Annotated in this window: 17 protein-coding genes and 1 pseudogene; 16 read left to right on the forward strand and 2 right to left on the reverse strand. The window is 34.4% G+C overall.

What is annotated here, in order from left to right; all coding sequences use genetic code 11:
- The first annotated feature begins 152 nt into the window (after window positions 1-152).
- The 8 genes from ACE939_RS03025 to ACE939_RS03060 all read left to right on the forward strand — a co-directional run bounded on the left by ACE939_RS03025 (window position 153) and on the right by ACE939_RS03060 (window position 11,686).
- Window positions 153-512, forward strand: a complete 360-nt coding sequence (locus ACE939_RS03025; protein ID WP_378187306.1) for a four helix bundle protein — start codon at window positions 153-155, stop codon at window positions 510-512.
- A gap of 56 nt (window positions 513-568) precedes the next feature.
- On the forward strand, window positions 569-1,915 hold the full coding sequence (locus tag ACE939_RS03030; protein ID WP_378187307.1) for a PKD domain-containing protein: 1,347 nt from the start codon (window positions 569-571) through the stop codon (window positions 1,913-1,915).
- Between the two features lie 23 nt (window positions 1,916-1,938).
- On the forward strand, window positions 1,939-3,045 hold the full coding sequence (locus tag ACE939_RS03035; protein ID WP_378187308.1) for a hypothetical protein: 1,107 nt from the start codon (window positions 1,939-1,941) through the stop codon (window positions 3,043-3,045).
- Window positions 3,046-3,249: 204 nt separating this feature from the next.
- Window positions 3,250-3,711, forward strand: a complete 462-nt coding sequence (locus ACE939_RS03040; RefSeq protein WP_378187309.1) for a lipocalin family protein — start codon at window positions 3,250-3,252, stop codon at window positions 3,709-3,711.
- Window positions 3,712-3,808: 97 nt separating this feature from the next.
- Complete coding sequence (locus ACE939_RS03045; protein ID WP_378187310.1) at window positions 3,809-6,031, forward strand: fibronectin type III domain-containing protein; 2,223 nt, start codon at window positions 3,809-3,811, stop codon at window positions 6,029-6,031.
- A 5-nt stretch (window positions 6,032-6,036) separates the two neighbouring features.
- The gene (locus ACE939_RS03050) at window positions 6,037-6,477 is read left to right on the forward strand and encodes a hypothetical protein (protein ID WP_378187311.1); all 441 of its coding nucleotides are present in this window, start codon (window positions 6,037-6,039) and stop codon (window positions 6,475-6,477) included.
- Window positions 6,478-6,540: 63 nt separating this feature from the next.
- Complete coding sequence (locus tag ACE939_RS03055; RefSeq protein WP_378187312.1) at window positions 6,541-11,223, forward strand: deaminase domain-containing protein; 4,683 nt, start codon at window positions 6,541-6,543, stop codon at window positions 11,221-11,223.
- 1 nt (window position 11,224) lies between these two features.
- Complete coding sequence (locus ACE939_RS03060; protein ID WP_378187313.1) at window positions 11,225-11,686, forward strand: SMI1/KNR4 family protein; 462 nt, start codon at window positions 11,225-11,227, stop codon at window positions 11,684-11,686.
- On the opposite strand, the gene ACE939_RS03065 is transcribed toward ACE939_RS03060, so the two are convergent.
- On the reverse strand, window positions 11,683-11,805 hold the full coding sequence (locus ACE939_RS03065) for a hypothetical protein (protein ID WP_378187314.1): 123 nt from the start codon (window positions 11,803-11,805) through the stop codon (window positions 11,683-11,685). The genes ACE939_RS03060 and ACE939_RS03065 overlap by 4 nt on opposite strands.
- Before the next feature lie 202 nt (window positions 11,806-12,007).
- On the opposite strand from ACE939_RS03065, the pseudogene ACE939_RS03070 reads away from it, so the two are divergent.
- From ACE939_RS03070 to ACE939_RS03085, 4 genes and pseudogenes are all read left to right on the forward strand, one after another.
- Window positions 12,008-12,574, forward strand: a pseudogene (locus ACE939_RS03070) (transposase).
- Between the two features lie 181 nt (window positions 12,575-12,755).
- Window positions 12,756-13,136, forward strand: a complete 381-nt coding sequence (locus ACE939_RS03075; protein ID WP_378187315.1) for a hypothetical protein — start codon at window positions 12,756-12,758, stop codon at window positions 13,134-13,136.
- A 68-nt stretch (window positions 13,137-13,204) separates the two neighbouring features.
- Window positions 13,205-13,315, forward strand: coding sequence for a transposase (locus tag ACE939_RS03080; RefSeq protein ID WP_378187316.1), 111 nt, complete (start codon window positions 13,205-13,207; stop codon window positions 13,313-13,315).
- A 124-nt stretch (window positions 13,316-13,439) separates the two neighbouring features.
- Window positions 13,440-15,215: a hypothetical protein gene (locus ACE939_RS03085; protein ID WP_378187317.1), complete on the forward strand. Its 1,776-nt coding sequence runs from the start codon at window positions 13,440-13,442 to the stop codon at window positions 15,213-15,215.
- A gap of 125 nt (window positions 15,216-15,340) precedes the next feature.
- On the opposite strand, the gene ACE939_RS03090 is transcribed toward ACE939_RS03085, so the two are convergent.
- The gene (locus tag ACE939_RS03090) at window positions 15,341-16,687 is read right to left on the reverse strand and encodes a hypothetical protein (protein ID WP_378187318.1); all 1,347 of its coding nucleotides are present in this window, start codon (window positions 16,685-16,687) and stop codon (window positions 15,341-15,343) included.
- A 421-nt stretch (window positions 16,688-17,108) separates the two neighbouring features.
- On the opposite strand from ACE939_RS03090, the gene ACE939_RS03095 reads away from it, so the two are divergent.
- The 4 genes from ACE939_RS03095 to ACE939_RS03110 all read left to right on the forward strand — a co-directional run bounded on the left by ACE939_RS03095 (window position 17,109) and on the right by ACE939_RS03110 (window position 25,598).
- Window positions 17,109-19,478, forward strand: a complete 2,370-nt coding sequence (locus tag ACE939_RS03095) for a hypothetical protein (protein ID WP_378187319.1) — start codon at window positions 17,109-17,111, stop codon at window positions 19,476-19,478.
- 168 nt (window positions 19,479-19,646) lie between these two features.
- The gene (locus ACE939_RS03100) at window positions 19,647-19,958 is read left to right on the forward strand and encodes a DUF6660 family protein (RefSeq protein ID WP_378188412.1); all 312 of its coding nucleotides are present in this window, start codon (window positions 19,647-19,649) and stop codon (window positions 19,956-19,958) included.
- A gap of 95 nt (window positions 19,959-20,053) precedes the next feature.
- Window positions 20,054-24,406, forward strand: a complete 4,353-nt coding sequence (locus ACE939_RS03105; protein ID WP_378187320.1) for a CusA/CzcA family heavy metal efflux RND transporter — start codon at window positions 20,054-20,056, stop codon at window positions 24,404-24,406.
- Window positions 24,396-25,598 carry an efflux RND transporter periplasmic adaptor subunit gene (locus tag ACE939_RS03110; RefSeq protein WP_378187321.1) on the forward strand — a complete coding sequence of 401 codons (1,203 nt, stop codon included), beginning with the start codon at window positions 24,396-24,398 and terminating at the stop codon, window positions 25,596-25,598. The genes ACE939_RS03105 and ACE939_RS03110 overlap by 11 nt, the downstream gene beginning before the upstream one ends.
- Window positions 25,599-26,139 lie beyond the last annotated feature (541 nt).

The raw sequence follows: 26,139 nt of genomic DNA on the forward strand, positions 1-26,139 counted from the left end.
GGGGTATTGAAAATAGAGATTTAGCAACGGAAAAATTCAGAGAAGCAGACAGTCAGAGAAGCAGAGAATCAAAGACGTAGAGAAGTAAATAAATAGAGCAGCATAGAAGCAGCGAAACGTCTTTTAAAAGTATAGTATAAGAGGTAGTAGTTATGGCAACATTTAGAGATTTGATAATTTGGCAAAAAGCGATGAGCCTCGTGACAGAGACGTATCGGTATGTTTCTAATTTCTCTGAAGAGGAGGTGTATGGACTTACTTCTCAGATGAGGAGATGTAGTATTTCTATTCCAAGTAATATAGCTGAAGGTTACGGTAGAAGAGGGAAGAAAGATTTTTGCAAATTCCTTAATATTGCTATGAGTTCTTTATTCGAATTGCAAACGCAATATGAAATCGCATCAAATTTAAACTATATGGAAAAGGATGTATTTCAAAAATCATATGAGAATACACGAGAAATAGAGCGTATGTTATCAAGTTATATAAGAAAAGTAGAGATGTCAATATAAAGTATAGAATCTTAGATACTTTGCAACTTAGATTCTTGGTAATCATTATTAAAAAAATGAAGTATAGAATAAGACATATAATTTTATTAGTACTGCTTAGTTTTTCTTGTGCCAAAGAAGAAGCGATCCCCGTATTAGTTGATTTTGATGTAGACGTTTTTGGAGAAGATTATTCTATACCCGTACAAATAGTTATCATCAATAAAACTGAAGGAGCCGAAGAATATGAATGGCGTTTTGAAGGTGCGGTGCCATCAAGATCTGTAGAACGCAATCCTGGAGTCATCTTATTTGAAGCGAAAGGAACGTATACTATAGAACTAATAGCCAGCAACCAAGACGGCTCCAGAGATTCAAAAAGTATAGAGCTCGTGATTGATGACCCTGTACTTATTGATTTTGAGGTAACTAACTTGGTAGATACATTTGCACCAGCAGTCTATACCATTGATAACAAATCAAAAGGAGCTACTTCGTATCAATGGAATTTTGAAGGTGGAATACCAGAAACATCTTCAGAAAAACAACCAGGTACTATTATCTTTTCAGATCCAGGAGATCATAAAATTTCTTTAGAAATTTCAAATGGTAGAGAAACATATAAGTTAGACAAAACCATAACGGTTGCACCAGCATTAATTGCTGATTTTGAATATGAAGTTGCTTTTAAGGATGATGATTACGAGACTCCGGTAGAAGTTACGTTAATAAATACTTCAGTCAGTGCACTAACGTATGAGTGGGCTTTTGAAGGTGCCACTCCGGCGACTTCTTTTGAAGAACACCCTGTGGTGACATTTAATAAGGTTGGGGTTAACGAAATTTCGCTTATCGTATCCAATGGAAAAGCTTCTCAACGTATCACAAAGACAATCGAAGTTTTTCCAAATAATAATTTGCGTAGTTATACGGATGTTCAATTGGGAATCAATACCGCTCATAATACAAATACAAAGGGAGCTTTTTTTAGTAGCGCAACACGAGAGGTATATGCATCAGACGAACTTACTCCAGCACTTGAATCAAAAATTGACTTGGTGTTTTTTGGACTGGGTCGTAGTTTTGATCGCAATCGATTTGTGACTCCCGATGATATGAGTGGCACAACTTTTACAGCAATGCCAAATGCAAATCCAACGATTTTTATCAATTCGCAGGAATTTTGTAATTGCAATGCATCCTTAGCGCCATCTCAATTTGATGCTATGACGAATGATGGCGCATTAAATGCGATGACTATCGAAGAAACTTCAGGAGGACTACAGGCATTTGATAATTCATTGGTACCGAGAGTGGTTCTCTTTAAAACCTCTGCAGGTAAACGAGGTGCTATTAAAATAAAGGAATATGTGGATAATGGACAAGACTCTTATATCCTTGTAGATATTAAAATGCAGAAATAAAATAAATAATAAATTAAAAAATTATGAAACTCAAAAACCTAATTTTAATATTAATAATGACTAGTATCGCATTTTCATGTTCCAATGATAGCGATGAAGATACAAACGGAGCAACAATTCAAGGCGATCTTAAGATCGAAAATATTAAAGCCACCTTAGTATCATATAGTTTTGAAGGCACTTTATCTGGAATTTCATCGTCTGATTATAAATTAGGTCTGCGTAAGGAAGGAGAAGACACGTTTGAAGAAATATTTTTAACTACTTCCATTCAATTTTTGTATGATTTGACTCCTGCGCAGCGATATGAACTAGCTATTATTAAGGATGGTAAAGTTTATGATAATAAATCGATCAAATTTTCAACATTGCCATTTAATACTATTGAAGATTTGAATTCAAAAATAAAGCCCGATGGTCATTATTTTTATTCAGAGAGAGGTTTTACCCATAAACTTAAATCAGATGTTCTAAATAAAGATGCAAATATTAAATTTTTCTTTGTAGAAGAAAATGGTGATTCAAGTTTAGCACTTTCTCATAATTTTGTGGATGGAACAATTAATTTTACTGTTCCAGAAGACGCAGTAAGTAATGAACCTTATGAAGAATACAAGATTTATCATTTAGCATATCAGTTAGGGGATACTGAAATAGTCAAAATAAATAAGGAAGATTCAGATGTGAGCTTAACATTTTATGTTTTTAATCCTACTCCCATTATTACTCAAGTTAATTCTATTACGACAGAAAACTGTTTAGGAAATAAAACATATGCTTTAAGTTTTAAAGGACACTTTTTTAGTAGCTGGCCTTTCGAAGAACAAGTCTATTATAATTACAAGAATTCAACAGCGATTATTACAAGAGATGATGATAATACGGAGATTATGTTAGAAAAGGAGAGATTAGACTGTATAGAGTACAACAAATTTTTCTCCAAAGAAGAGGCCAGTATTTCATTTAGTTTAGTCAAATTGCATACGGACAAAACTATATATATCAGACATCCTGAGACTACAATTGAGAATAACAAGTTCACTTCGGGAAATTATAAGATAAGAATCACTTTCAATAATGGAGCTGATGATTTTAAAGAAACAAATACGTTTCCGTTTACGCTGCCATAAAACGACATAGTTGCGATAATAAATCGCTTACATATCTAACCTCTAAAAGTAAAAGAGGTGCTATTAAAATTAAGGAATATATGGATAATGGACAAGACTCCTATATCCTTGTAAATATTAAAATGCAGAAATAAAAAGTACGATTAATAAGGCAAAACTATATTTTAGCAAATTCAAATAATTCAAATCTTAAAACAAGTAAACATGAAAAAATTATCAGTAATTATTTTAGTAAGTATTTTATCATTCTCTTTAATGAGTTGTTCAGATGATGATAGTAACGAAGAGCCTAATAATTCGATCACAGATGGAGAATGGAAATTAGTTGGGTTAATTTTAAATGGAAACGATGTAACTTCTTCTCAATTAAATGAGTGCAATTTGAGAAATACGTATCTATTCCGAGAGGATAATACTTTTATTTTCACCTCTCATAATGAAGAACAAAATTCTGATTCATGTACTTCTGATACCGAAAGTGGAGTTTGGAGAGATGTCACGAAGGATGCTGATCCAGCTTTAATTGCAGCTTTTGATGGGAAAGATATAGAGGATGATGAGGAGAGGTTAAATTTTAGAATTGTAGATGGCGTTTTGAGAGAAACAGTTTATGAGCGTAACAGTGATGGAACCAGAGAAACTTTTTTCTATCTATATGAAAAATAGCAGTTTACAATATTTAATTGCAACGTAAAAATTATTAACCGACAATTTCAATATTGTCGGTTATTTTCACTCTTACCCCAAATTAAAGATATATGTAATGAAACTACTTACCTTTGTAAATAGAAATTTATGCTACATACTACTACTATTTTTAATAGTCGGTTTTAGTGAATCCTATTCTCAAGTATTCCCAGTTAAGGCTTCACCACAGGTAATTCCGCCGTATAGCTTAAAACTATCAGAGTATAGTACAGCAACGGTATCAGAGAAATTGATACTGTCTCTACTCTTGACAGATATTACAGAATCCAATCGGCAGGTACGATTAAAATTGTTTATAGAAAATAATGCAGGACTTGCTATACAAAGTAGTGAGGTGGTTATTGGTGCAAATCCTATTTATTTGGATGGTGGTATTCCCACACGACTCAGCAATATTGATTTGCAAGCCTATTTTTCTTTGCAAAACCTTCAGGGTATTACACCGCAACAATACAGCCAACCCTTACCGGAAGGTTTGTATCGCTTTTGTTTTGAGGTATATGATGCACTCTCAGGGCGCCAGATATCGAGAAAGAGTTGTGCTACGGCATATCTAGTTTTAAATGATCCTCCTTTTTTAAATATTCCCAATCGCGGTGAACAGGTATTATTGCGCGATCCACAAAATATTATCTTTCAATGGACCCCTCGACATCTTAACGCCACCAATGTATCCTATGAATTTACCTTGGCAGAACTCTGGGATACACAAATGGATCCACAAGCTGCATTTTTGGCTAGCAGACCTTTATATCAAACTACTACCTATTCCACCACTTTACTTTACGGACCTGGAGAAACCAGTTTACTACCCGATAAAACCTATGGATGGCGCGTACGAGCGATGATTAGTGATGGGATCAGTGAAAGCTCGGTTTTTAAAAACGATGGCTATAGCGAAATCTATTATTTTACCTATACGGGTAGTTGTGCCGAACCCGCATTTGTTTTGGCCGAAGCCAAAAATCCCACGAGCGAAAAAGTACTATGGCAAGGCGTGGACCATAAACGATACAACGTACAATATCGTAAAAAAGACGCAGAAAATAGTATTTGGTTTGACAGCCCAACAGTCAATACGCACACCACTATTTATAATCTGGAGCCCGGCACCAGTTATGAGTTTAGAGTGGGCGGACAATGTTTAGACAATGGTCCGTTTACCTATTCACAAATCTATGAATTTTCCACTACGATTGCAGCCGATCAGGAATCGACCTATAATTGTGGCATCACACCAGAGATTGTAATCAGCAATCAAGATCCGTTAGAAACCTTAGTAATTAATGAGACCTTTACGGCAGGAGATTTTCCGGTTACTGTAAAAGAGGTACACGGTAACAACGGTAGTTTTTCAGGTTGGGGATATATCGTCGTACCGTATTTGCAGGATACCAGAATCAAAGTTAGTTTTGATAACATACGTATTAATACCGAGTATCAATTGCTAGAGGGTATTGTGGTCACTGATTATGATGAAAATTGGGGAGGTATTGATGATATTGGGAATGAGATTGATGCGGTTGTAGATCTAACTGAAAGCATTTTAGCTGTATTAGAGGATGTTGTTGATAAAATTAGAGAGGGAGACTTAACAGGACAGAATATAGAAGGCGTTTTAAATAAAATTAAAGGAGATATACCTGAAGAAGAACTTAAAGAGCTGTTAAAAGATAAAGACCATCTAAAGAGTTTAGAGACGCAATTAGCACAGGAAGAAAAAGAAGAAGAAAAGAAAAAAATACAGGATCAGATAAATGCTTTAAATAATGATATTGCCGATAAATTAGAAGAAGTTAAAGATAAAATATCAGACTTGATAATTAAGGCTATAGAAAAGTACTATAGACAAAATAAATCCCAAGAGTTAGATCTAGTAAATTCGTATAATGCAATTTATAATTTTAGTTCTACTACTACAGCAGAAGCAACATCACTAGAAAATGAGACAGATATAGTAGAAGAAGGATTTGAATTTGAAGAAGAAATTGAAATAAGTGATATACCTGAAGAGTTTATACAAGTTTTTGATGTACAAGAAAAATATCATTTATATTTCTTTTCAAAATCCATAGCAGAAAATAAAGAAGATAAAGAAGCAATAAGAGATTTTATAAACAAGGCTTTAGAAACGGAAATAGATCTTCCTAAAATAATGAAGCAGTCTCAAGATAAAGGAGATTCTGAAGATAATACCATCAGCTTGTTAGTGGAATCGATAGAAAAAGCGTTAAAAGGACTAGTAAATAAGTATAAATATAATTATTTGGTAAATTAGGAAATATGCAGATACATGAAAATCGAGAGTATGAATTACCGAATAATTTAAAACTTATTATTTATGGTAAAGATTCAACATATAAGCACCCTAAAAATGCAGTATTGTTTTGCAAGGATGAAACATTGAAATGTTTGATAGAAGCGCCATATTTTAAATCTGAAAAAATGATACATGGTATAAAGAATGAAGAATATTCTAAATTTAATAGAGCAGTATGGATCATCCATCCACATAAGGATAAAGTGAAAAATTTTTGGGGAAAGCTTATAGAAGAAAAACCACAACAAGGATTTATAGAAAGTTTTACTAAAATGAAAATTATTGAAGGTCATGAATATGCTGAGATTATGATCTCAGATGGAGCAACATATTTTGAGTTTCAATATTTGGATTTAAATACTTGTCAATTTATTAAATCTGCAAATTGGGGAGGAAAATTTTAAAGTAAAATTTTGAAAAACTATGATATATAAAGAAAGAATATGTTTATAAATTACACAAAAACAATGTTTAAGTTTTTTTGCACCATAGTATTCTTTTTAGGAGTACAAGAAATTGTTTTCGCCAACGATAATGAGCCTGTTGCTAGAAAAATAGACTTTAAAACTATAGAAGAAATTAATAGTGGCATCGCTAATCAACTAGCATTTCTCATAAACTATAATAAAAAAAATGATAGAGATGATAAAAAAGCGAAAAATTGGTACGTGTATGTAGTAGGAGATGATACATTCAATACAAACGTATTGTCTGGATATCTAGAAGATCAATTAGATTTATCAGACTTAGGTGCAGAAAATAGCCCTTTGGATATAGAAGAGCTAAATAATAAATTAAATGAGGTAAATCATAAGCTATCAAAAGACAATAAACCATTAATTTACTATGGAGTAGCAAATCGTAAGAAAGCTATTATCGCACCTTTTTTTCCGTTTCGAGGTAAATATAAAGTCTCCTCTTCAACTACCGAGGAATTAAAAGAGTATTATAAAAAAGCATTTGAAGATTCTGTAGAAGACCAAAGTTCAGCAGCATCAGAAACCTACGAAACGTTAAAAGAATTTTTTAAAAAAAATGGTGAAGCAGATCAAAAAAGTAGTGCACTAATTAGAAAAACACTTAGTAACGCGGGAGTTTCTGGTGCTATTGCACTTTCACGTTATTATTTTGCAATAATAAAAGGTAAAAAAGGTGATAATATAAATAAAGCAAATGTTTCTTGGTGGTCTTTTGCACATTATTTGAAAGGAAAGGAAGTTCCGAAGATTGACGCAGATTTATTAAAAGCCCATCAGGCAAATTTAGCAAGTACTAGTGGCGATAATAATCATAAACGAATAAATACTTGGTACAACTATTTGTCAGGAACAGATTTGCCAGAATCTCAGTTTTTGAAAGAAATTTTAAAAGAGATTATTAATAATAGTAAATGTGCAGATTTAAGTGATACTGAAGGTGAAAGACAGAAAAATGAATTTATTACAGCAGTTAATGCAACAAATCCTAATATTGATAGGATTGTTTCTGCAACCAGAACACTTTGTTCAGACGTTTTAAAAGATATAGAGTATTCTCATATTATAAAAGCTATTAGGATTATTGCAAAAGAGAGTATAGATGAGAAAGGGGAGGCCGTAGTATTATACCTTTTACACACGATACAAAGTAAGGATTACACTAGATTATTTTCGGATTTTAAGGAAAACGAGAACTCCTTATTAAGAACTCTCTTAAAAGAAATGGATGATAGATCAATTAATCCTTTTGATAAAGATAATTATACTTCACTTATAGGTTCCTTATTATACATAGGTAATCAGAACCAAGGAGAATATCTCAAGAAAGAAAGAGGGTATCTTTTACAAACTTTCTTAATCGCACAAAGAGATTTTGAATGGGATAAAACTCCTATAGGAAAGGCGATAACCAAGGTACTAAGTTTTAATATAGACGCAGATGATGAAAAGTTCGAAAAATTCTTAACAGATAATGAGTATAAAGAATTACTTAATATTCTTCAATTCCTTACATGGGATGTAATTGCGCATGAGCAACAAAACCTTAGAGACATTGGAGATGCACTTGGTGAGTTTTTTGCGAAACGTGGTAATCAAAATGTATATGTAGAGTTATTAAAAATTGCTTTTAAAAATAAACAGGTTACTTTTTTTACTGATCCAATTAGACGTTTGCGTATAGCAGAGCTTGTCTTTAGAATGTTCGGGTATGTACCTCAAGAATCTTCAGAAATCTACGCGTTTTTTACCAAGGAAGAAGATGGACAGAAGCTCAAAAATTTGAAGTCAATCATTGAAAAAACAGCAACAAAAGATTACGAACTTTATGCTAATGTTTTTTATGAAGGATTAACAAAGATCCTAGATGCCGAAAATGATATTAACACACGTATAGAACTTGCTAAATGGGCTATAAATAATGATTCTGGTTTTGATAGAGCGCACGAAAATCTAGTAGTCAACATTTTTAAAAATATCAAAAATAAGAAGGATCGACAAACGGTATATAATTTCTTAACCTATAAGGGAGGCATTCTTGGTACTGGGGAAAAGAATTATGAATACTTTAATAAAATTAGTGCAAAAGGGGTTTTAAGTGGCTATGATAAGCAAATCAATTTCATTAATTATTATATAAGTCTAATTATCGATGGATTTGGTGATGTAAATGATCGTATCTCTATTATAAAACACGCCATAGCAGAAGGTGACGATTGGAGCTGGTTTTGGTACTCAGATACAGAGGATGTAATTTCTTACATGTTTAATAGCTTAAAACCAGGAGATGCGGAGATCATGGTTACTGAGTTGAAGACAAATAATTATAATCTTTTTAAAGAAATCTGGAATATTTTAGAGAGTAAAAACTGGTGGGCGGCTATAGATAGTGATAATGAAAGATTAGCCAATTTTGCTGTCAATTTATCTAAACTTTTACAACTCTCTAAAGAAGAAATAGGTTGGGAAAAACTAAAGTATGAAAAACATTTTGATGCAAAACAAAATTATTTAACAGAATCTGCTGATAAAATAAAAACTAATTATTTACCAATGTGTAGAGCTAATTTTTTCGGCTTTACAGATAGTAAGAATCGATACGTATTAGATACAGAGGTGAAGCTTGAAAATTCTAAATTGATTAATATTAAATTAGAAATCGGAGGCAAAGAAATAATGAATAAATCCTTTGATCCCTTTGAATATATTTTTGTAGAATTTGTAGAAGATACAAAAATAAATTCTCAAGCCTCGTTCTCTAAAGGGGATATTATAGCAGTGCCAGCATTTTATGTGGCTTGGATGGGAAAAAGTATAGAATCACAGCAAAATTCTGTTGCAGCTAGAGTTACCATGGATGGAATAGTAATCGTGGCTTCTGCTTTAGTTATTTATGGTTCGGGTGGTACGTTAACGCCTCTAGTTATGGCTGCTAGCGCAGAAATATTTTTTGCTGGAACAGATGTAGCTATCGCAATTTATAAAGAAGAAATGGGAGAGGCATTAGGGACTGATTTTGTCAATACCCTAGAGATAGCCAACATGATTTATGGTTTAGCAAATCTGCCAGTGGCTTTAAAAAACTTACCACAAAGTTTAGTGAAACTTAAAACCAAGGCTGGTAATTTTATAAATTATGGAAGGGGTGCTTTAATAGGTTCAGGACAAAAAATAGTTGAAATTACTGTTGATACCAAAGCCTTTATCGCACTTCTACCGGATATATTATCACAATTAAAGAATAACCCTTCAGTTAGATCACAACTATTTAAACAAGTTTCGGATTTGGAAAGTAGTTTACGAACGAAACTAGCTGGATTAGGAACAGGAGCCTCTAATAAATTTAAAGAGATTCATCGAGCGTCTAAAGAAATGGCACTTCAGTTTTATATGGATAAGGCTCCTATAATTGGTATAATGGTTAATAAATTTCCAAATAAAATAAAAAAGGAAATTGTTAATAAACTATTAGTCCTAAAGTTTGAAGGAAAAACATTTTGCAAAATAGATCCTGAAGGTTTTTTACAAAAGATCGATATATATTCAAGAGCAGATAATTACAAACCTATTCCTAGTCTGGAGGAGCCAATTCCTGTAAAGATAAAAGTTAAAGGAAAAGTCTACGATGATATTGTGGTTATAAAGGATTACAATGGAAGTCCTATATTTAGACCTCAATATAAATCTGGTATTACGAGGAGTGCAGACTTAATTAACGAACTTCATATCCGTAGCAGTAATAGTCCTCCCTATATGAGCGGTACAGATGTAACTGATTTTACGATACAAAAGGGAGAATCATTTTATATTGTTGAATATGAAGGACAAACTAACCCCGGAGGTTTTGGTTCTAAGAAACCTATAACAACAATAGAAGAATTAAGAAAAGAACTAGCTGTATTAGAAGATTGGAAAAATCCTACTGTGGATGCTATTGTAGTAAGAGAATACAAAGCTATTGAGTCGATACAAACAAGAAGTGGGATTATCGGATCTCAAAAAGAAATTAATGGAGTTAACACTGGTCAAAACTACCCAGGGGGAGGTCATCAATATGAATTTTTAGAGAATTGGAGAGTCAATGATCATAAAAAGTTCATGAACAAAGTAAAAGAAACAAAGTTGATCAATAATGCTGGGGGTAAACTCGATGAGCTCTTTCCTTCCATAAAGAACCACCCAGATTTTCAAGGATTTAAAAATCTTTGTACAAATAACCCCAAAGTTTCAGTTAAGTTAGCTGGCGATGAATGGACTGAATTTGTAGCGAGTACTAAAAGTTCTTTTGGAATAGGAAGAAAAAGAAATATTGTTAAAATGGAGTTTGATAGTAAAGAATATCTAATAGCAAGCGGGAAAGGTTATAATGGTCAAATGACAGGAAGCGGAAAATTTATTCCTGAGGAGTTTGTTTTAGATATAGATAAAGGGCAGCGAGTGTTTGCACCTTCAATTTCAACAAGACATTTAGATACAGAATCTTTAGGGTTAGAGTATTTTGCTAAGTTAAAGAATGCTGTAAAAGGAGGTAAATATCCCAAGGTAACAGGCAAAGTGAAAATAGCAAGCGACCTATGTCCTTGTCCTTCTTGTTCGGCTATTTTTCAACAATTTAGTGATATGTTTCCTAATGTTACTATAGATATTACAACAACTACAAAATTACATTATTAAAATGGAGAAAAACTATATCTCTTTCTTGAACAATTACGAAGATAAAATAGGAGAAATTATTGGTCTAAATATTGACGAAATTAATCAGTTAGAGAAAGATTTTAATGTAGAACTTCCACTAGCATATAAACAGTTTTTATTAAGTTCAGGAAGAAAAACAGGATTTTTATTGAATGGTTATTATATTGAATATCCATTGTTAATAGATAATAAAGAAGATGCTATTCATGAACTTAATTTTGATGATCGAAAAAAAGATGATGAAAAGCCAGAAATAAAGGATAATTATTTTTTCTTTGCTCAATGGCAAGGGTATAATTTTTTCTTTTTTGATTGTTCTAGAGAGGAAGACGATCCTGTAGTTTTTTTATTTGATACTGAGAAAATCACAAAATATAAAGATAGTTTTACAGAGTTTTTGAAAGATGAAGGATTAAAGCCTTTGCTTGAAAGTATCTCTTAAGCTAATTTTTCTTGTAGTGAATTATTCTGATCATCTTTAAGCATTAGATCGAGCATATATAAAATCCTGTCTTTGTGTGCAGGGTTTACTCCTTGTAGTGCCTCTAATTGATATAACATCTTTTATCTTTAATCAAAACGCTTGCATCTCCTACCAAATAATCTAAACTTACCTCTAGGGCATAGGCTATATTTTTTGCAATATCAATATTGGAGTTCTTTCATTATGCTCGTAACGTTCAACAATTCCCCCAGCTAGCGCGAGCGTCTCGCTCGTGCCAGTAAGAGTAAGAAGATTGAGATAAAAAAGAATAATAAAACAATGAGCAGAAAATATAAATTCCATAATCCATCAGCAGCTTATTTCATAAGCTTCGCTACTGTGTAATGGATGGACGTGTTTACGCATCAGGAATACTTTTCTGTACTTGTCGATAGTTTAGAATATTGTAGAAAAGAAAAAGGAATGGAAATTTATGCGTATTGTTTTATGCCTAGCCACGCACATTTACTTTTTAGAGCAGCAAATGAAAACCCTTCTGACCTGATTAGAGATTCTAAAGGATTTATTGCTAAAAAATTAATCAAAAATATACAAGAAAATCAACAAGAGAGCTAAAAAGAATGGTTACTATGGATGATGGAAAAAGCTGGAAAAAAGAATAGTAATGTAACAAAATATCAATTATGGCAACAACATAACAAACCGATTGAATTATAGACAGATAAAATCATACAGCAAAAGATCGATTATATTCATAAGAATCCTGTAGAATCAGGTTTTGTAACTGATGCTGTAGATTGGAAATATAACAGTGCAAGAAATTATCAAGATGATCATACAATTTTAAAAATTGACAGCGATGGATTTTTACTTGGATTGGCGTAACCATATTAATATCGGCACGATCGAGACGCTCGCGCTAGCGGGGGGAAAAAGAATATTATACCTAATTTTAAAGCGCAAAAAAATGATTTAGCTAAGGAGTTTTCAAACTTAAATATTGAAAATATTGCAATACAACCGTTTGGTAGTGGCTTTGATTTAAAACCATTTTTAAAATTATAAAATGATCTATTATAGATGTTTAGGAGGTCTTGAAAATGTAACCAGTAGTGAATTACATAAAAAGATAGAGGTTTTGTTTCCAAATATTAAAGGTCGCTCTAGATTATTTGGATATGACATTGAATTAGAAAGTGAAGATTTAGAGTTTTATATTAATAGCTATGATGAAAAAGAATATAAAATAGACATTAGTACTAAAAAAGAAGAACATTTATTGTTGATATTAAGTTCTTTAAAACAGAAATTAATAGAATTAAAAGGTGAATTTGATTTGGTTTATTTCAAGGAAGATGATGAAGGTCATCAAATTTCAAAAGACCTAATTTACTTTGATAATAGACCTGGCCTCCTCCCGATAAACGGGATGACCTCCTCCCAATAAACTGGACACTTCAAAATTAGAGTTTTAAGGGCAAAAAAATGTTTAACTTTAAAACAGATTATTTGCTTATGAGACGTTCAAAATATTCAGAATCACAAATTGTATTTGCGATCAAACAAGTAGAAACAGGAACTCGCTTGCAAGAAGCGTGTAGAAAGAACGATATAGATGAAATATGAACTCCCTTTGAATAGAATTATTTAGAAAGAATTAAAAAAAACGTAAAGCGAACTTTTAATTTCTCTTAAAATTTTGTTAACTCCCAAGAGTATGCGTTCTTTGTGATATTAAAAAAAATCTTCCATGAAAAATATTTATTTTAAAAGCTTTATATACTTACTTCTACTGGTATGCGGTACTAATCTCTCAGCACAAACTCAGCAAGGGGTTAAAGATTCGGTGTTGATTGATATTCCCAATATTGGCTCCTTAGGAGGCGCACATCTCTTAAACTGGGCATTGGATACAGATGACAATTCTATATATTTTTATGCTTATAGTCATGTAAAAGGCTCCCAGATAGTAAGTAGCACAGAAGAGCTCGAAGCAGCCAAGCAAGAACATGATGATAAAAGCTTTTTTGGCAAGATGATCTCTAATGTAGCTACCGAAAATACATATCAAGATACTACGATACCAGTAGTTTTAGAAGGTAAGATTCAGTCTGATGATATGTCAATGTTAGATACGAAGCGCTTTTTATTTCATAAAGTAGAAGCGTTACCAAACGGAAAAAATGTTTTCTTTAAACCCGAGGATAATGTTATGACAATCACAGGATTCGAACCTGGAACTATGCTTGATTATCATTACAGCGATCTTGATAAAGCCTTCAAATATGCGCCCTTGTTAGATAAAGAATTATTGTCCTTAACAGAGCTCAAAGTGAAAGGCGAAGGACTTCTCGGATTGAAGAATATCAAACCTTGGATTACTAACAAAAAAGCATTTTTCAGATACGTTCCGTTTAAAGGGTATATGAGTGATACCGAAGAAAAAGATCTTATCAATCTAAAAGAAAATCCAGAACTTGAAGGTTACGAATTTTTAAGGGAAAGTGATAATTCTAGCGGATCCAATCATATAGTTTGGTTTGCCAAAACAAAGGATGCAACTGACTATAAAATGGTTTGTTACAATGAAAAGAGTCAGAAAACGACAATACAATCTTTTACTTTTGATACACCTAGAAAACCTAAAGTAATTAACAAGATTGTTTTTGATACAGAGTTAACACCTGTTGGTTTTGTTACCATTTTTGGATATCATAGAAAAGGAAAAAAATCCGAGACCTATCTTAAAACGGACTTTGATGCTATTTACACAGATCTGGAAGGAACTATTAAATTTCAAACCAAATTTTCTCACGGAACAGAGAAAAAATATAAAAATGTGGTTTCGCCATTGATAATAATTGATAACGGTGATGGAGTGCTTAGATTCATTAATAACCACCAATTATCTTTGGCCAAAAGTGATTTTGAAGTTTTTACACTCAATCAAGCAGGAGAGGCTGTTATCGAGAGAACCGAGCCTTTTTCTACAATGCAGGGAGAAAGTACCATTAATTACTATAAATATCTAGTAGGTTTTGATGCTATTTACATGATGGGAGATCACTATGTGGTTCGTAAAAACACGACAGAAAGTAAATCAGTAGCAGTGCCAAATAGTTCCATTCCTAAAACTACAATTCTCAATACTGGATTTAAATATACAGTACTAGATAAAGATTTTACACCAGTTCGTTTTGGTTCAGTATATTCGGGTCAAGATCAAAAGAGTTCTTTTAGGCACCAGGTGATCGAAATGACTGATGATAAAATGATAGTACTATCGACTCGAGGAGGAAAATATGATCTAACTACGATTACTGCTGAAGCAATCGAAACTATTGGTTTGGATACAGAGTATAGTGATAAAGCTTCCAATACCTTATACTTTGGAAGTTATTTAAAGAACTTTGCATTGGTTAATGAAAAGAATAGAGAGCTATTTATTCTTCATCAATTTTATAACACCAGTCAGACTAATGGTAAAATTCTAGATAAGGTTGCGATTGTTAAGGTAGGATACTAGATCCTAAGTATTACATAGTAAGATCAAACATAGCGAGTTGCTGTTAGGATAAAAATTAAGCGGGGTTTTAAAACCCCGCTTAATTTTGTTTACACAGTTTTTTGGATACTACCATATCTAAACCGTTAGAGGTTTAGTCTCCGTTTTGAAGATCTTTTATTAGTCTCATTCATCTTTTTCCCCTTTTGTTGATAGCGCAAATATCCAGGTGAGTTTGCTTCTAATCGATTACCATAAGTTTTTTCTGTATGCATTGATTGTTCTTTTAAAAGACTATCAACATCTTGCTTTGATTTTATGGGAGCCATAATAGGGCAATGTAAGTTAACTCTATATAAGTATTGTAACATTGTTCCAATACTTTCAGATTGACTATGAGCATTTCCATCTGGAGATACTGCATGCCAACTTGCATAAAAAGCCTGCATTAATTTTGCAGTTGTGTCGATATCTTTATCATGAGACTTAAAAAAATTGATCATGTCGATCGTAGTTCCTGAGGTTCCCTGTATATAATCAAATCTCTTTGGTTCATTTTTAGTAGGGTTTTCAACTTTATAAATGATAGCGTACTTTAACGCTAGTGTTCCGAGCGGTTGAAAATATCTATTAGGGTAACGTCTACTTTGATCATGTTCTTTGGGATTATCTCTGTTTTTTTCTGATCCGTCTCCTTTAACATTGATACGATTAAATCTGTCTACGTCTTGATGTTTTTCTTCTTCGAATAAAGGAGGTATAAGTCCATCTATTTTTTTCTCACTTTTCATTACATCTCTAAGTTGTCCCATAGCTCTTAGAATATACATTGATTCTTCAAGGGTATAGCTATCGGTCTTTTTACTTAGCATATTTAAGTTTTCTTTATTTTTACTTAAAGCATCAGAAAGATGATTCTCAGGCAATTTCATAGCATGATTAAATAAAGAATAAGCCACACTTGTATACCCTCGATAGGTTGTATTACTTGATCCTTTTAAGTCATTATTGTCGGGCCAAAGATGATCCATGTCGCATGTATTATTTTTGATCTGCTCTTTTCTTGGACCCTCTTGAGTATATTTCTCCACCATTTCTATGCAGAAGCTTACTGCTTCACGCATAATGTCTTGATCTTGCATAATATTTGCTACATATATATCGTTCCTTATTTTAGCATCTAAAATAGTCTCATCAGAGTCTTTTATACCCGCTCCTTCTCTAGCTTTAATGTCAAGTTCCATTTGTTTTTCTCTCCAATCTTTGGCTTGTGTAGCTGTATTGTCGGGATTTTCTTGGGGTAAAGAAGGAGTTGATAAATTTTCAAAAATTCTCTTGATATTAGTTTTATGGTGACTTTCTCCAGTAAACATTGAGTAAATGGGCGATAAACCAGGAATATTTTTCTTCAGGTTTTCACGAACTATACCTTCAAATATTCCTGTGGGAGCTTGTTGTTTAGAGGTTTGTGCTTCAGTGGTTTCGTTTGCCATAATTTTTAATGAGTTTTAAGTTTTAATCAATTTAGTTACTAGCATAATTTTGTTTCTTAAAAGAAATTGACTCTTAGCATTATATTTTTCTGTGAAAATATTAGTTTGTCAATTATACCTATAGTGCTAAGTAATAACTGGTGATATTCTAGTTATAAATGGTATATATTTATTCAGTATGAGTAGTTACTCAGAAATACTTCGAGGTTGACCGCGGCATTTTTAATACCCATGTTTTACTTATAGCTTGAACTTGGGTATTCAGCATAAAATCATTTATTTTTTTCTAAAATAAGTGTCTAAATTCTTTATACTTTTCCTTTGTTAGCGTCTTAATATTTTGTTAATTCGCAACTTGTAGTAAATACAGATTGTGAGCTTTACCCCAAGAGTTTAATGTTAGCGTACAAAATAGACCTATTTGAGCAAGTCTCTTTTTTATATTCTCTTACTTCCGGTAGTTCTCCAAGCGCAATCTTTGGATTATGAAACAATTACCAAAAGCAAGCCTATAACCGTAAGCGGTCAGGTTGCGGCAAATGCTGTGTATTACAACTCTAACCAAAATGAAAATAGAGCACCCTTTACTTATTTTTTGCAAGGCGCTCTCAACGTAAACGTATATAGCTTTTCGATTCCGATTTCATACAGTTTTTCTAATCAAGGAGAGGATTTGGGATATCAATTACCCTTTGATTTTAACCGGCTAAGCCTACATCCTAAATACAAATGGATCGCTGCACACATCGGAGATGTGTCTATGACTTTTTCACCGTATACACTTAGCGGACACCAGTTTACGGGGGGCGGAGTAGATTTAACACCCAAGGGTAGCGTGCAAGTAAGTGCAATGACCGGCCGATTGCTTAAAGCAACCGAGGATGATGACGATCCCAGAACCATACCTGCATTTACACGAATGGGATACGGCGTTAAAACAGAGATTAAAAAGGAGCGCTATAAAATTGGGGTAATCGGATTTTACGCGAAGGATAATCTTGCCTCTATAGATTCTGTTCCCGAAGCTAAAGAAGTATTACCTCAAGAAAATTTGGTTATCAGTGTCGAGGGAGAAGTCAAACTCGGTAAGAGCTTCACGGTACAAGCAGAATATGCTAGTACAGCAATTACAAAAGATACCAGAGCCGAAACGGTAGAAGCCGTCGAGTTCTCGCCTTTGGCTGCTATTTTTAACACTAAAGAATCTACCGCTTATTACAATGCGGTCAAAACTCGAGTAGGGTACGCTGCTGGCAGAGTGAATGTTGGTATTGGTTATGAAAGAATCGATCCAGGCTACGAAACGCTAGGAGCCTATTTTTTCAATAATGATTTTGAAAACATTACACTGGACGCATCAAATTCCTTTTTTAGCGATAAGCTCACATTAGGCTTTAATATTGGCTATCAACGTGATGATTTGGATAATCTAAAAGCTAATAATACCAATAGAACCGTAGGGTCGGTCAATGCTACACTCAATATTTCAGAACGACTTAATTTGGCAGGATCCTATTCAAACTTCACCACCTTTACAAATATTAAACCCAATCAGTTTGACGAGATCAATGATGCAGATTTATTAGATGAAGAATTAGAAAATTTGGATTATAAGCAGCTATCTCAAAGTGCTACGTTTATGATTAACTTTTTGGTGTCAAAAAAAGAAACATCACGCAAAACACTTAACCTTAATTATGCACTTAATGACGTGTCCAATGAGCAAGGTGGTGTTGTTCGTATTGGTGATGCTTCTACTTTTCATAATGGTAACTTGGGGTATACTATGGATTTCACAGAAAGTAATATTACTATTAATACTTCTGTCAATGGAACGTATAATACTATAGGACGAGAAGAGTCTACTACTTGGGGGCCAAGTTTCACTATAGGAAAACGTTTTTTTGAAAAGACATTAAATACTCGTGTCTCTGCTGGATATAATAGTTCTAACAGTGCAGCATCCAAAACAGATGTTACTAATTTTAGAGCGGCAGTGACTTATGTACTCAAAGAAAAACATAATTTTAACCTTACGGCCATTCAAGTATTTAGAGAGAATAGTAGCTCACCAGATAAGTTGTCAGAAATTACAGCGACATTTGGTTACACCTATGCTTTTGGCTTAAAGAAACCCAAAATTAATATCAAAAAGCGCAAAAAAGAATTGAATGATTCGATCCGCTTAAGATATCGTAAATATGATTTTGTAGGCTTACCAACAGAGCTCACACCTAAATTACTTAAACTCCCAGAAAAAGAAGGTTTTTTACATCTGATTAATGATAAAAAACATGATATTTTCAAATTGAAAGAGCAACTGCTTGAGACAGAAACCAAAGAAAAGAAAGTATACAAAGAAGTCGCGATCGAATACTTAAAAGCGATGGATCAATTTTTTGATTTTTCAGAATTCTATACTCAAAAATTATATGAAGCCTATATAAAATTGGTTCAAGAAGCCAAACTAATCGATCAAGAGATACAAGACGAATACATGGTACTCAATGCCAAAATAAATAGTGCCGAAGAGAAAAAACCAGAGGATCTGGAACGATTGGCATTGCTCGATCGCAAATATACTGCACATACCAGCCTGCTCAACGATTTAATGAAATGGAATTTGAGTGTTTCTGATATCGAAAATCCGACAGGTCATATGCAAAAATTGAAATATAAAAATGCAGCTAAAGTTTTTGAAATGTATCGTAATGAGAAGCCCGAAAAGGATATTATAGAATTTTTAGAACTTACACTTGCCGATCTTTTTCATAAAACCAATCCCGACTAGATCATTATGAGGTGTATTGTAGTAAAAATGTTACTTGATGGTAGTATTATCCTATATAGTATAAAGCATACGCTACCGAAACCGTCATAATTAATAGAAGCCAAAGAACTGATCCATTCAAAAAAAAATTGTGCTTCAAAAACCTTATTTTATTTGTATTTTTATGCGGTGAATTATGTAGCTTTCATATTATCAATTTACTTTTTATCACTCAACTTTCTAACGTGTAGTGATGCCGATGAGCATACAGAAGATATAGTGGTAGAGATCACCAGCGAATGTGCAGGGGATCACACACATGATTCCCCAGAGTTGTGCTCTCCTTTTTGTCAGTGCCACTGTTGTCACATACATACAATTACCTTTAATAACGTTGGATTTGCTCCTATAATTTCAGACATTACTTCTAATATATTTTTACATTGTGATAGCATTGGTAAAGATATATTACACACACTTTTACAACCTCCCAGGGTTTAATTCAGTTTTTGGTAGGAGACGTATGTCCTTACCTATAGGTTTGCGATAATATTGTGAACTATACTTTTTGTTTTAACTGAATTAAAATCTTATTCATGATTAATAGAATCATTGATTTTTCAATCCAAAATAAATTAATTATTGGAGTATTCACCTGTATGCTTATTGGTGCGGGTGTATGGAGTATCACGCAAGTTCCAATCGATGCGGTACCCGATATAACAAATAATCAGGTACAAGTAATTACCCAATCTCCTAATCTAGGGACCGAAGACATTGAGCAATTTGTTACGTATCCCGTAGAAGTAGCGATGAGCAATGTACCTAATGTCAAAGAGATTCGATCTATTTCTCGGTTTGGTTTATCGGTAGTTACTATCGTTTTTGATGATAAGGTAGGTACATATCTACCTAGACAGTTGGTGGCAGCAAAGCTATCCGAAGTACAAGAACAGATACCAGAAGGTTTTGGTAAGCCTACCATGGGACCTATTTCGTCGGGCTTAGGCGAAATTTACCAATACACCTTAACGGTTGATCAAGCATACCAGAAAGATTATGATATTACAGCCTTGCGAACCATGCAAGATTGGATAATAAAACGTCAAATGGCCATGGTACCTGGGGTTATCGAGGTAAACGCTTTTGGAGGTTACAAAAGGCAATACGAGGTTGCTATCAATCCAGCTGAGTTACAAGCCATAGGAGTCACTCTATCCGAAGTATTTAAAGCACTCAAAAATAACAACCAAAATACAGGAGGTGCATATATCGAAAAAAAGCATCAAGCAAATTTTATTAGAGGAGAGGGGTTAGCCAGAACGGTCAGTGATATAGAGCGTATGGTTATTAAAACTGTAAATACTATCCCAATACGAATCAAAGATGTTGGCAAGGTGACTATCGGTAGTGCAATCAGGTACGGTGCGTTAACCAAAGATGGACAAGGAGAAGCCGTAGGAGGTATGATTTTGATGCTCAAAGGAGCAAACTCTGATGCGGTTATTACCGAAGTAAAAGCGCGCATGCGTCAAATTCAAAAATCGTTGCCAACAGGAGTGATCATCGAACCTTTTTTGGATCGCAGTGAGCTTATAGAAAAAACAACTACCACCGTTTTTAGCAATTTATTAGAAGGAGGACTTATTGTAATTTTTGTTTTAGTTCTACTTTTAGGTAATTGGCGAGCTGGTCTAATCGTAGCCTCAACAATTCCGTTATCCATATTATTTGCTTTTATTTTAATGAATGTATTTGATGTATGGGCCAACCTTATGAGCTTGGGCGCTATAGATTTTGGTATTATAGTAGATGGTGCGGTTATTATTGTAGAGAGTACAGTATTTATGATCTATCAATACAGTGTAAAAAACAAGGTGGATAAACTAACCTCCAAAGAAAAAAATTCGATTGCAGCAAAAGCCTCCAAAAAGATGATGAATACGGCATTTTTTGGACAATTAATAATTCTAATCGTCTTCTTGCCCATCTTAGCACTCGAAGGGGTAGAGGGTAAAATGTTTAGACCTATGGCGCTTACTTTTATATTTGCAATGATAGGAGCCATGCTTTTGTGTCTTACCTATGTACCCATGGTAACATCGTTACTTATCACAAAAGTAACAGCTTCAAAAACATCGTATGGTGACAGATTGATACATTGGATTGCTTTAAAATATGAGTATTTAGTAGTAAAATCGCTTAAAAAAGGCGCAGTAATTATAGGCATTGCTATTTTATTACTAGGGGTAGCATTATTTACGTATAGTCGTATGGGAGGCGAGTTTATACCAGAGCTAGACGAGGGAGATATCGCTTTTCATGCAATGTTAAAACCAGGCAGTTCTTTGCAAGAAAGTATAGCCACGACCACTAAGATAGAACAACGTATCAAAGCCAAATTTCCCGAAGTGAAAACTGTAGTGAGTCGTATTGGTGTTGCCGATGTTCCTACAGATCCTATGCCTATGGACATTGCCGATGTTTTTGCTATACTCACTCCAAGAGCTACTTGGACATCTGCAAAAACGAAAGAAGAACTTGTGCATAAAATTAAAGAAGAGCTAAGTGTTCTTCCTGGTGTTAATTTTGAATTTACGCAACCTATTGAGATGCGTTTTAACGAATTGCTTACAGGGGTGCGAGAAGATGTCGCTATTAAGTTGTTTGGTGAAGATCTCGATGTACTCTCGAGTAAAGCACAAGAAATGGGAAAAATTATAAGTAAAGTTCCTGGTGTAGCAGATTTTAAAGTAGAAGCAACCGATGGTCTTCCTCAAATTACGGTGCGGTATGATAGAGATAAATTGTCACAGTACGGCCTTACAATTACAAATATTAATACTACGATCCAAACTGCGTTTGCAGGAAATAAGGCAGGGGTTATTTTTGAAGGAGAAAAACGTTTTGATCTAGTTGTACGTTTTCAAGAAACGTATCGAGCAACTATTCAAGATCTTCATAAATTATTTATAACGTTACCCAATGGTTCTCAACTACCGTTACGCGAGCTGGCTAGCATTCGATATGAGCCGGGTCCTATGCAGATAAGTCGAGACAACACCAATCGTAGAACATACGTGGGGATCAATATTAGAGGACGAGACGTACAATCTGTAGTTAAAGATATCAAACAGCGTCTCGATCAAAACTTTAAATTACCGGCTGGATATTTTATACGCTATGGAGGTGCTTTCGAAAATTTGGAAAGAGCTAGCAATCGTTTGCAAACAGTTGTACCCATTGCATTATTACTCATCTTTATATTAATTTATTTTGCGCTCAAATCCTTTGCACAAACACTTATGATTTATGTAGCTATCCCTATGGCAACTATTGGGGGAGTATTTGCACTTTGGTTGCGTGATATGCCTTTTAGTATATCGGCAGGAGTAGGTTTTATCGTATTATTTGGCGTGGCTGTACTCAATGGATTGGTCATGATTAGTGGTCTTAATGAATTGAAAGAGGAGGGTGTAACCACTATAAAAGATCGTATCATACAAGGTACAAAACGAAGAATACGACCTATTGTGCTTACAGCACTTACAGATATTTTGGGATTTTTACCCATGGCAATTTCACTATCTGCAGGAGCAGAGGTACAGCGACCTTTGGCAACTGTTGTAATAGGAGGTCTAGTAACCTCTACCTTATTGACACTTTTTGTGCTTCCAATTTGCTACCAATGGATCGAAAAGCGTGCCGATAGGCGTGTGTTATCTAAACCAATGGTGGTGAGTTTGTTCTTGGGTGGACTGTTTTTTTATACCGCTTCCGCGGAAGCGCAAGTAGTACCAAAGCAGTATCCCGAGATATCGCTAGAAGCGTCGATTGCATTAGCAAAACAAAACTATCCCTTGCTTAAAATTAGGCAGTTAGAGTTGGACAAACAAGATGCACAACGAGGTGTTGTCTATGATTTTGGAACTACTAGAATTTTTACAGCGGGTGAAGAAATTAATGCAGACCGCGGTATATATACGTTGATAGGTGTAGGACAATCAAATATTGATCTCTTTGGAATGCGCGCAAAAAAACGATTGCTACAAAAACAATCCCTATTAGCTCACGCATTTTATGAACAATCAGAGCTTGAGATAGCCCAGGAGGTTAAATCCTTATGGACTGCGGTCTATCTTGACAAGCAAACGCATCGATTGTATAAAGAATTAGATTCGATATACAGCAATTTCTCAAAGGCCGTTGCATTGCAGTATAAGGTAGAGATGATCTCTAGATTAGAGTTTGAAGCTGCTCAAAACCAAGTAGCCCAGATTCAAAACAAAGTAGCACAATTAACAGCAGATTATGCTATTGCTTTAGAGCAACTTAATTTATGGTTAGGGGATACGACTTATTATACCGTGAGCGATACGATTGCTCCTGCTGCGTTTGAGCAACTGGAAAGTGTAGGGACTAAGTTACACCCAGAGCTTAAGATAATGCGCGAACGATTAGAACTGTCAAAAGCTACCTATAAAGCAGTACGATCTCAAAGATTACCCAAACTTACCCTACAAGGGGGGCTCCAAGAGATCAACGGTGTTTCAGATTTTTATAGCTATCAACTGGGCGTTTCTCTTCCACTATTAGATGGTAAGAGTAGGGCTCAAGTGCGTACTTCAAAATTGGATGCTTCTATAGCTCAAGAATCTTCGACTTTTGCGCAAAAACAATTTGAATCCCGAAAACGCCAAGCGTTTCAGAATTTTGAAAAGTGGCAAAACACCCATATTTTTTATTCAACAAAAGCGGTTCCTTTAGCGCAAGCGCAACGCAAAGGGGCTTTGATAGGTTACAAAGAAGGTGCCTTGGATTATACTGCGTTTACTTTACTAATTAAAGAAGCAATACAAACCGAAGAACAGGCATTGCAAGTACTTAAAGAGTATTTGGAAGCTAGGTTTGCATTACACTATTTTAAACAATACGATGATGAAAAATAATTTTATAGCTTATATAGTACTCGTAACCTTGTCACTGCTCTCACTCTCTTGTGGTCAAACAAAAGAGGAAGAAACAGCTAAGGCAGTAACGAGGGTAAATGAAAATGAGGTGCATAGTTCACCACATACCGAGGTCAAAGAAGCGATGCTCACCACACAACAGTTTGAAGCATTACAACTACAATTAGATACACTACACAAGCGTAATCTTACAGATTTTGTAGCAGCTAATGGACACTTAGAGGTACCACCACAAAATGAAGCCAATGTAACAGCAACGATCGGAGCGACTATTGTAGCTATAGCAGTTATCGAAGGAGATCAGGTCAAAAAAGATCAAGTGTTGGCATATATCTCACATCCTAATCTTATAGAAAAACAAACAGCCTATCTCAATGCATACACCAAGAGTGAAGTATTAAAAACAGCGTTTAATAGACAACAAAAGCTTTATGAGGCTGGAGTAGGATCGGGAATGAATTATCAAAATACGAAGGCCGAATATGATGCTGCCTATGGTATGGCAAAGGGTCTCGAGGCTCAATTAATGCAGTATAATATCAATCCAACAGGGGTACGTAACGGTACAATCTATCAGCGTATAGCGCTACGCAGTCCAATCGAGGGTTTTGTTGAAAAAGTACATATTAAAACGGGTCAATATGTTGAGCCACACACTAATTTAATCGAGATTGTAAATACCCACCATGTGCATGCAGATCTTATGGTTTTTGAACGGGATTTACATAAAATACGTAAAGGTCAACAAGTACAATTTATGGTGCAATCTCTGCCAGGTACATCGCTAAGTGCTACTATTTATTCGATAAGTAAAACGTTTGAAGAGAAACCTAAGGCAGTGCATGTGCATGCCGAGATCAAAAATAAAGAAGATCAATTAATACCTGGTATGTACATACAAGGACGTATCGAGGTAGGTACAACAAAAATGTTGGCTTTACCAGAAAGTGCGCTTAGTAAAGATGGAGACCGATATTATGCCTTTACGGCAGAAAGGGAAGGCAAGGATTGGAGTTTTAAACCAAAAGAAGTGATTGTAGCTGTACGTGATGGTACTTGGGTGGGCGTTCGGTTTTTGGATTTGGTGGAAGCAAACACACTTTTTGTACAAAATAATGCTTATTACTTAATGGCCGAAATGAAAAAAGGTGATGCGGCACATAGTCATTAATTTTAGGTCATTAATCAAATGTAGTAAAGAGTGTTACCTTAAAAATACGGTGTTGAGGTATGCAAACGATCCTTATAGTCGGTCGCAAAACTGCTTATAAGACGTATAAAACTGGTGTGAGCCCTGTGCGAAGTAGTTCGATGCCATGTATTCATACCCATTACCCCAATAACGACCCCCTATAGGGCGTGTTAAATAGACTATAGGCCCTTAATTGACCCCATACACCACTATAAGGATGGCCTATGACCCCTTGTTATAGGGGGTCTACCCATTATAAGCAGGCATCGAAGCACTTGGTCGAGGGGGTTAGGGGGTATAGGATAGGGGGTATGGTCTCAAGTAAAAAAAGGTGTCTATTGATCGTGTATAGGCTATAAAATAGTGGTGTAGGAGATATGTTGACAGCAAGGATTGATATAGTTTTGCTAAGTTTTTATTGATGATAAGGTGTAATGGTAGGTAAGTTGCTTTATGCAACATAAAAAAATATGCGTTCCTTGTATACCAAATTTTTGATTAAAAGCTGTAGTTTAGTATT

Source organism: Aquimarina rhodophyticola (genome assembly GCF_042434915.1).
Lineage (GTDB): Bacteria > Bacteroidota > Bacteroidia > Flavobacteriales > Flavobacteriaceae > Aquimarina.

What these genes read in the sequence shown, in the direction of transcription:
- ACE939_RS03035 (WP_378187308.1), top strand. Translation starts at nt 1,939, where the DNA reads ATGAAACTCAAAAACCTAATTTTAATATTAATAATGACTAGTATCGCA.
- ACE939_RS03085 (WP_378187317.1), top strand. Translation starts at nt 13,440, where the DNA reads ATGAAAAATATTTATTTTAAAAGCTTTATATACTTACTTCTACTGGTA.
- ACE939_RS03090 (WP_378187318.1), bottom strand. Translation starts at nt 16,687, where the DNA reads ATGGCAAACGAAACCACTGAAGCACAAACCTCTAAACAACAAGCTCCC.
- ACE939_RS03065 (WP_378187314.1), bottom strand. Translation starts at nt 11,805, where the DNA reads ATGTTATATCAATTAGAGGCACTACAAGGAGTAAACCCTGCACACAAA.
- ACE939_RS03060 (WP_378187313.1), top strand. Translation starts at nt 11,225, where the DNA reads ATGGAGAAAAACTATATCTCTTTCTTGAACAATTACGAAGATAAAATA.
- ACE939_RS03025 (WP_378187306.1), top strand. Translation starts at nt 153, where the DNA reads ATGGCAACATTTAGAGATTTGATAATTTGGCAAAAAGCGATGAGCCTC.
- ACE939_RS03050 (WP_378187311.1), top strand. Translation starts at nt 6,037, where the DNA reads ATGCAGATACATGAAAATCGAGAGTATGAATTACCGAATAATTTAAAA.
- ACE939_RS03040 (WP_378187309.1), top strand. Translation starts at nt 3,250, where the DNA reads ATGAAAAAATTATCAGTAATTATTTTAGTAAGTATTTTATCATTCTCT.
- ACE939_RS03075 (WP_378187315.1), top strand. Translation starts at nt 12,756, where the DNA reads ATGATCTATTATAGATGTTTAGGAGGTCTTGAAAATGTAACCAGTAGT.
- ACE939_RS03045 (WP_378187310.1), top strand. Translation starts at nt 3,809, where the DNA reads ATGAAACTACTTACCTTTGTAAATAGAAATTTATGCTACATACTACTA.
- ACE939_RS03080 (WP_378187316.1), top strand. Translation starts at nt 13,205, where the DNA reads ATGAGACGTTCAAAATATTCAGAATCACAAATTGTATTTGCGATCAAA.
- ACE939_RS03055 (WP_378187312.1), top strand. Translation starts at nt 6,541, where the DNA reads ATGTTTAAGTTTTTTTGCACCATAGTATTCTTTTTAGGAGTACAAGAA.
- ACE939_RS03110 (WP_378187321.1), top strand. Translation starts at nt 24,396, where the DNA reads ATGAAAAATAATTTTATAGCTTATATAGTACTCGTAACCTTGTCACTG.
- ACE939_RS03030 (WP_378187307.1), top strand. Translation starts at nt 569, where the DNA reads ATGAAGTATAGAATAAGACATATAATTTTATTAGTACTGCTTAGTTTT.
- ACE939_RS03105 (WP_378187320.1), top strand. Translation starts at nt 20,054, where the DNA reads ATGATTAATAGAATCATTGATTTTTCAATCCAAAATAAATTAATTATT.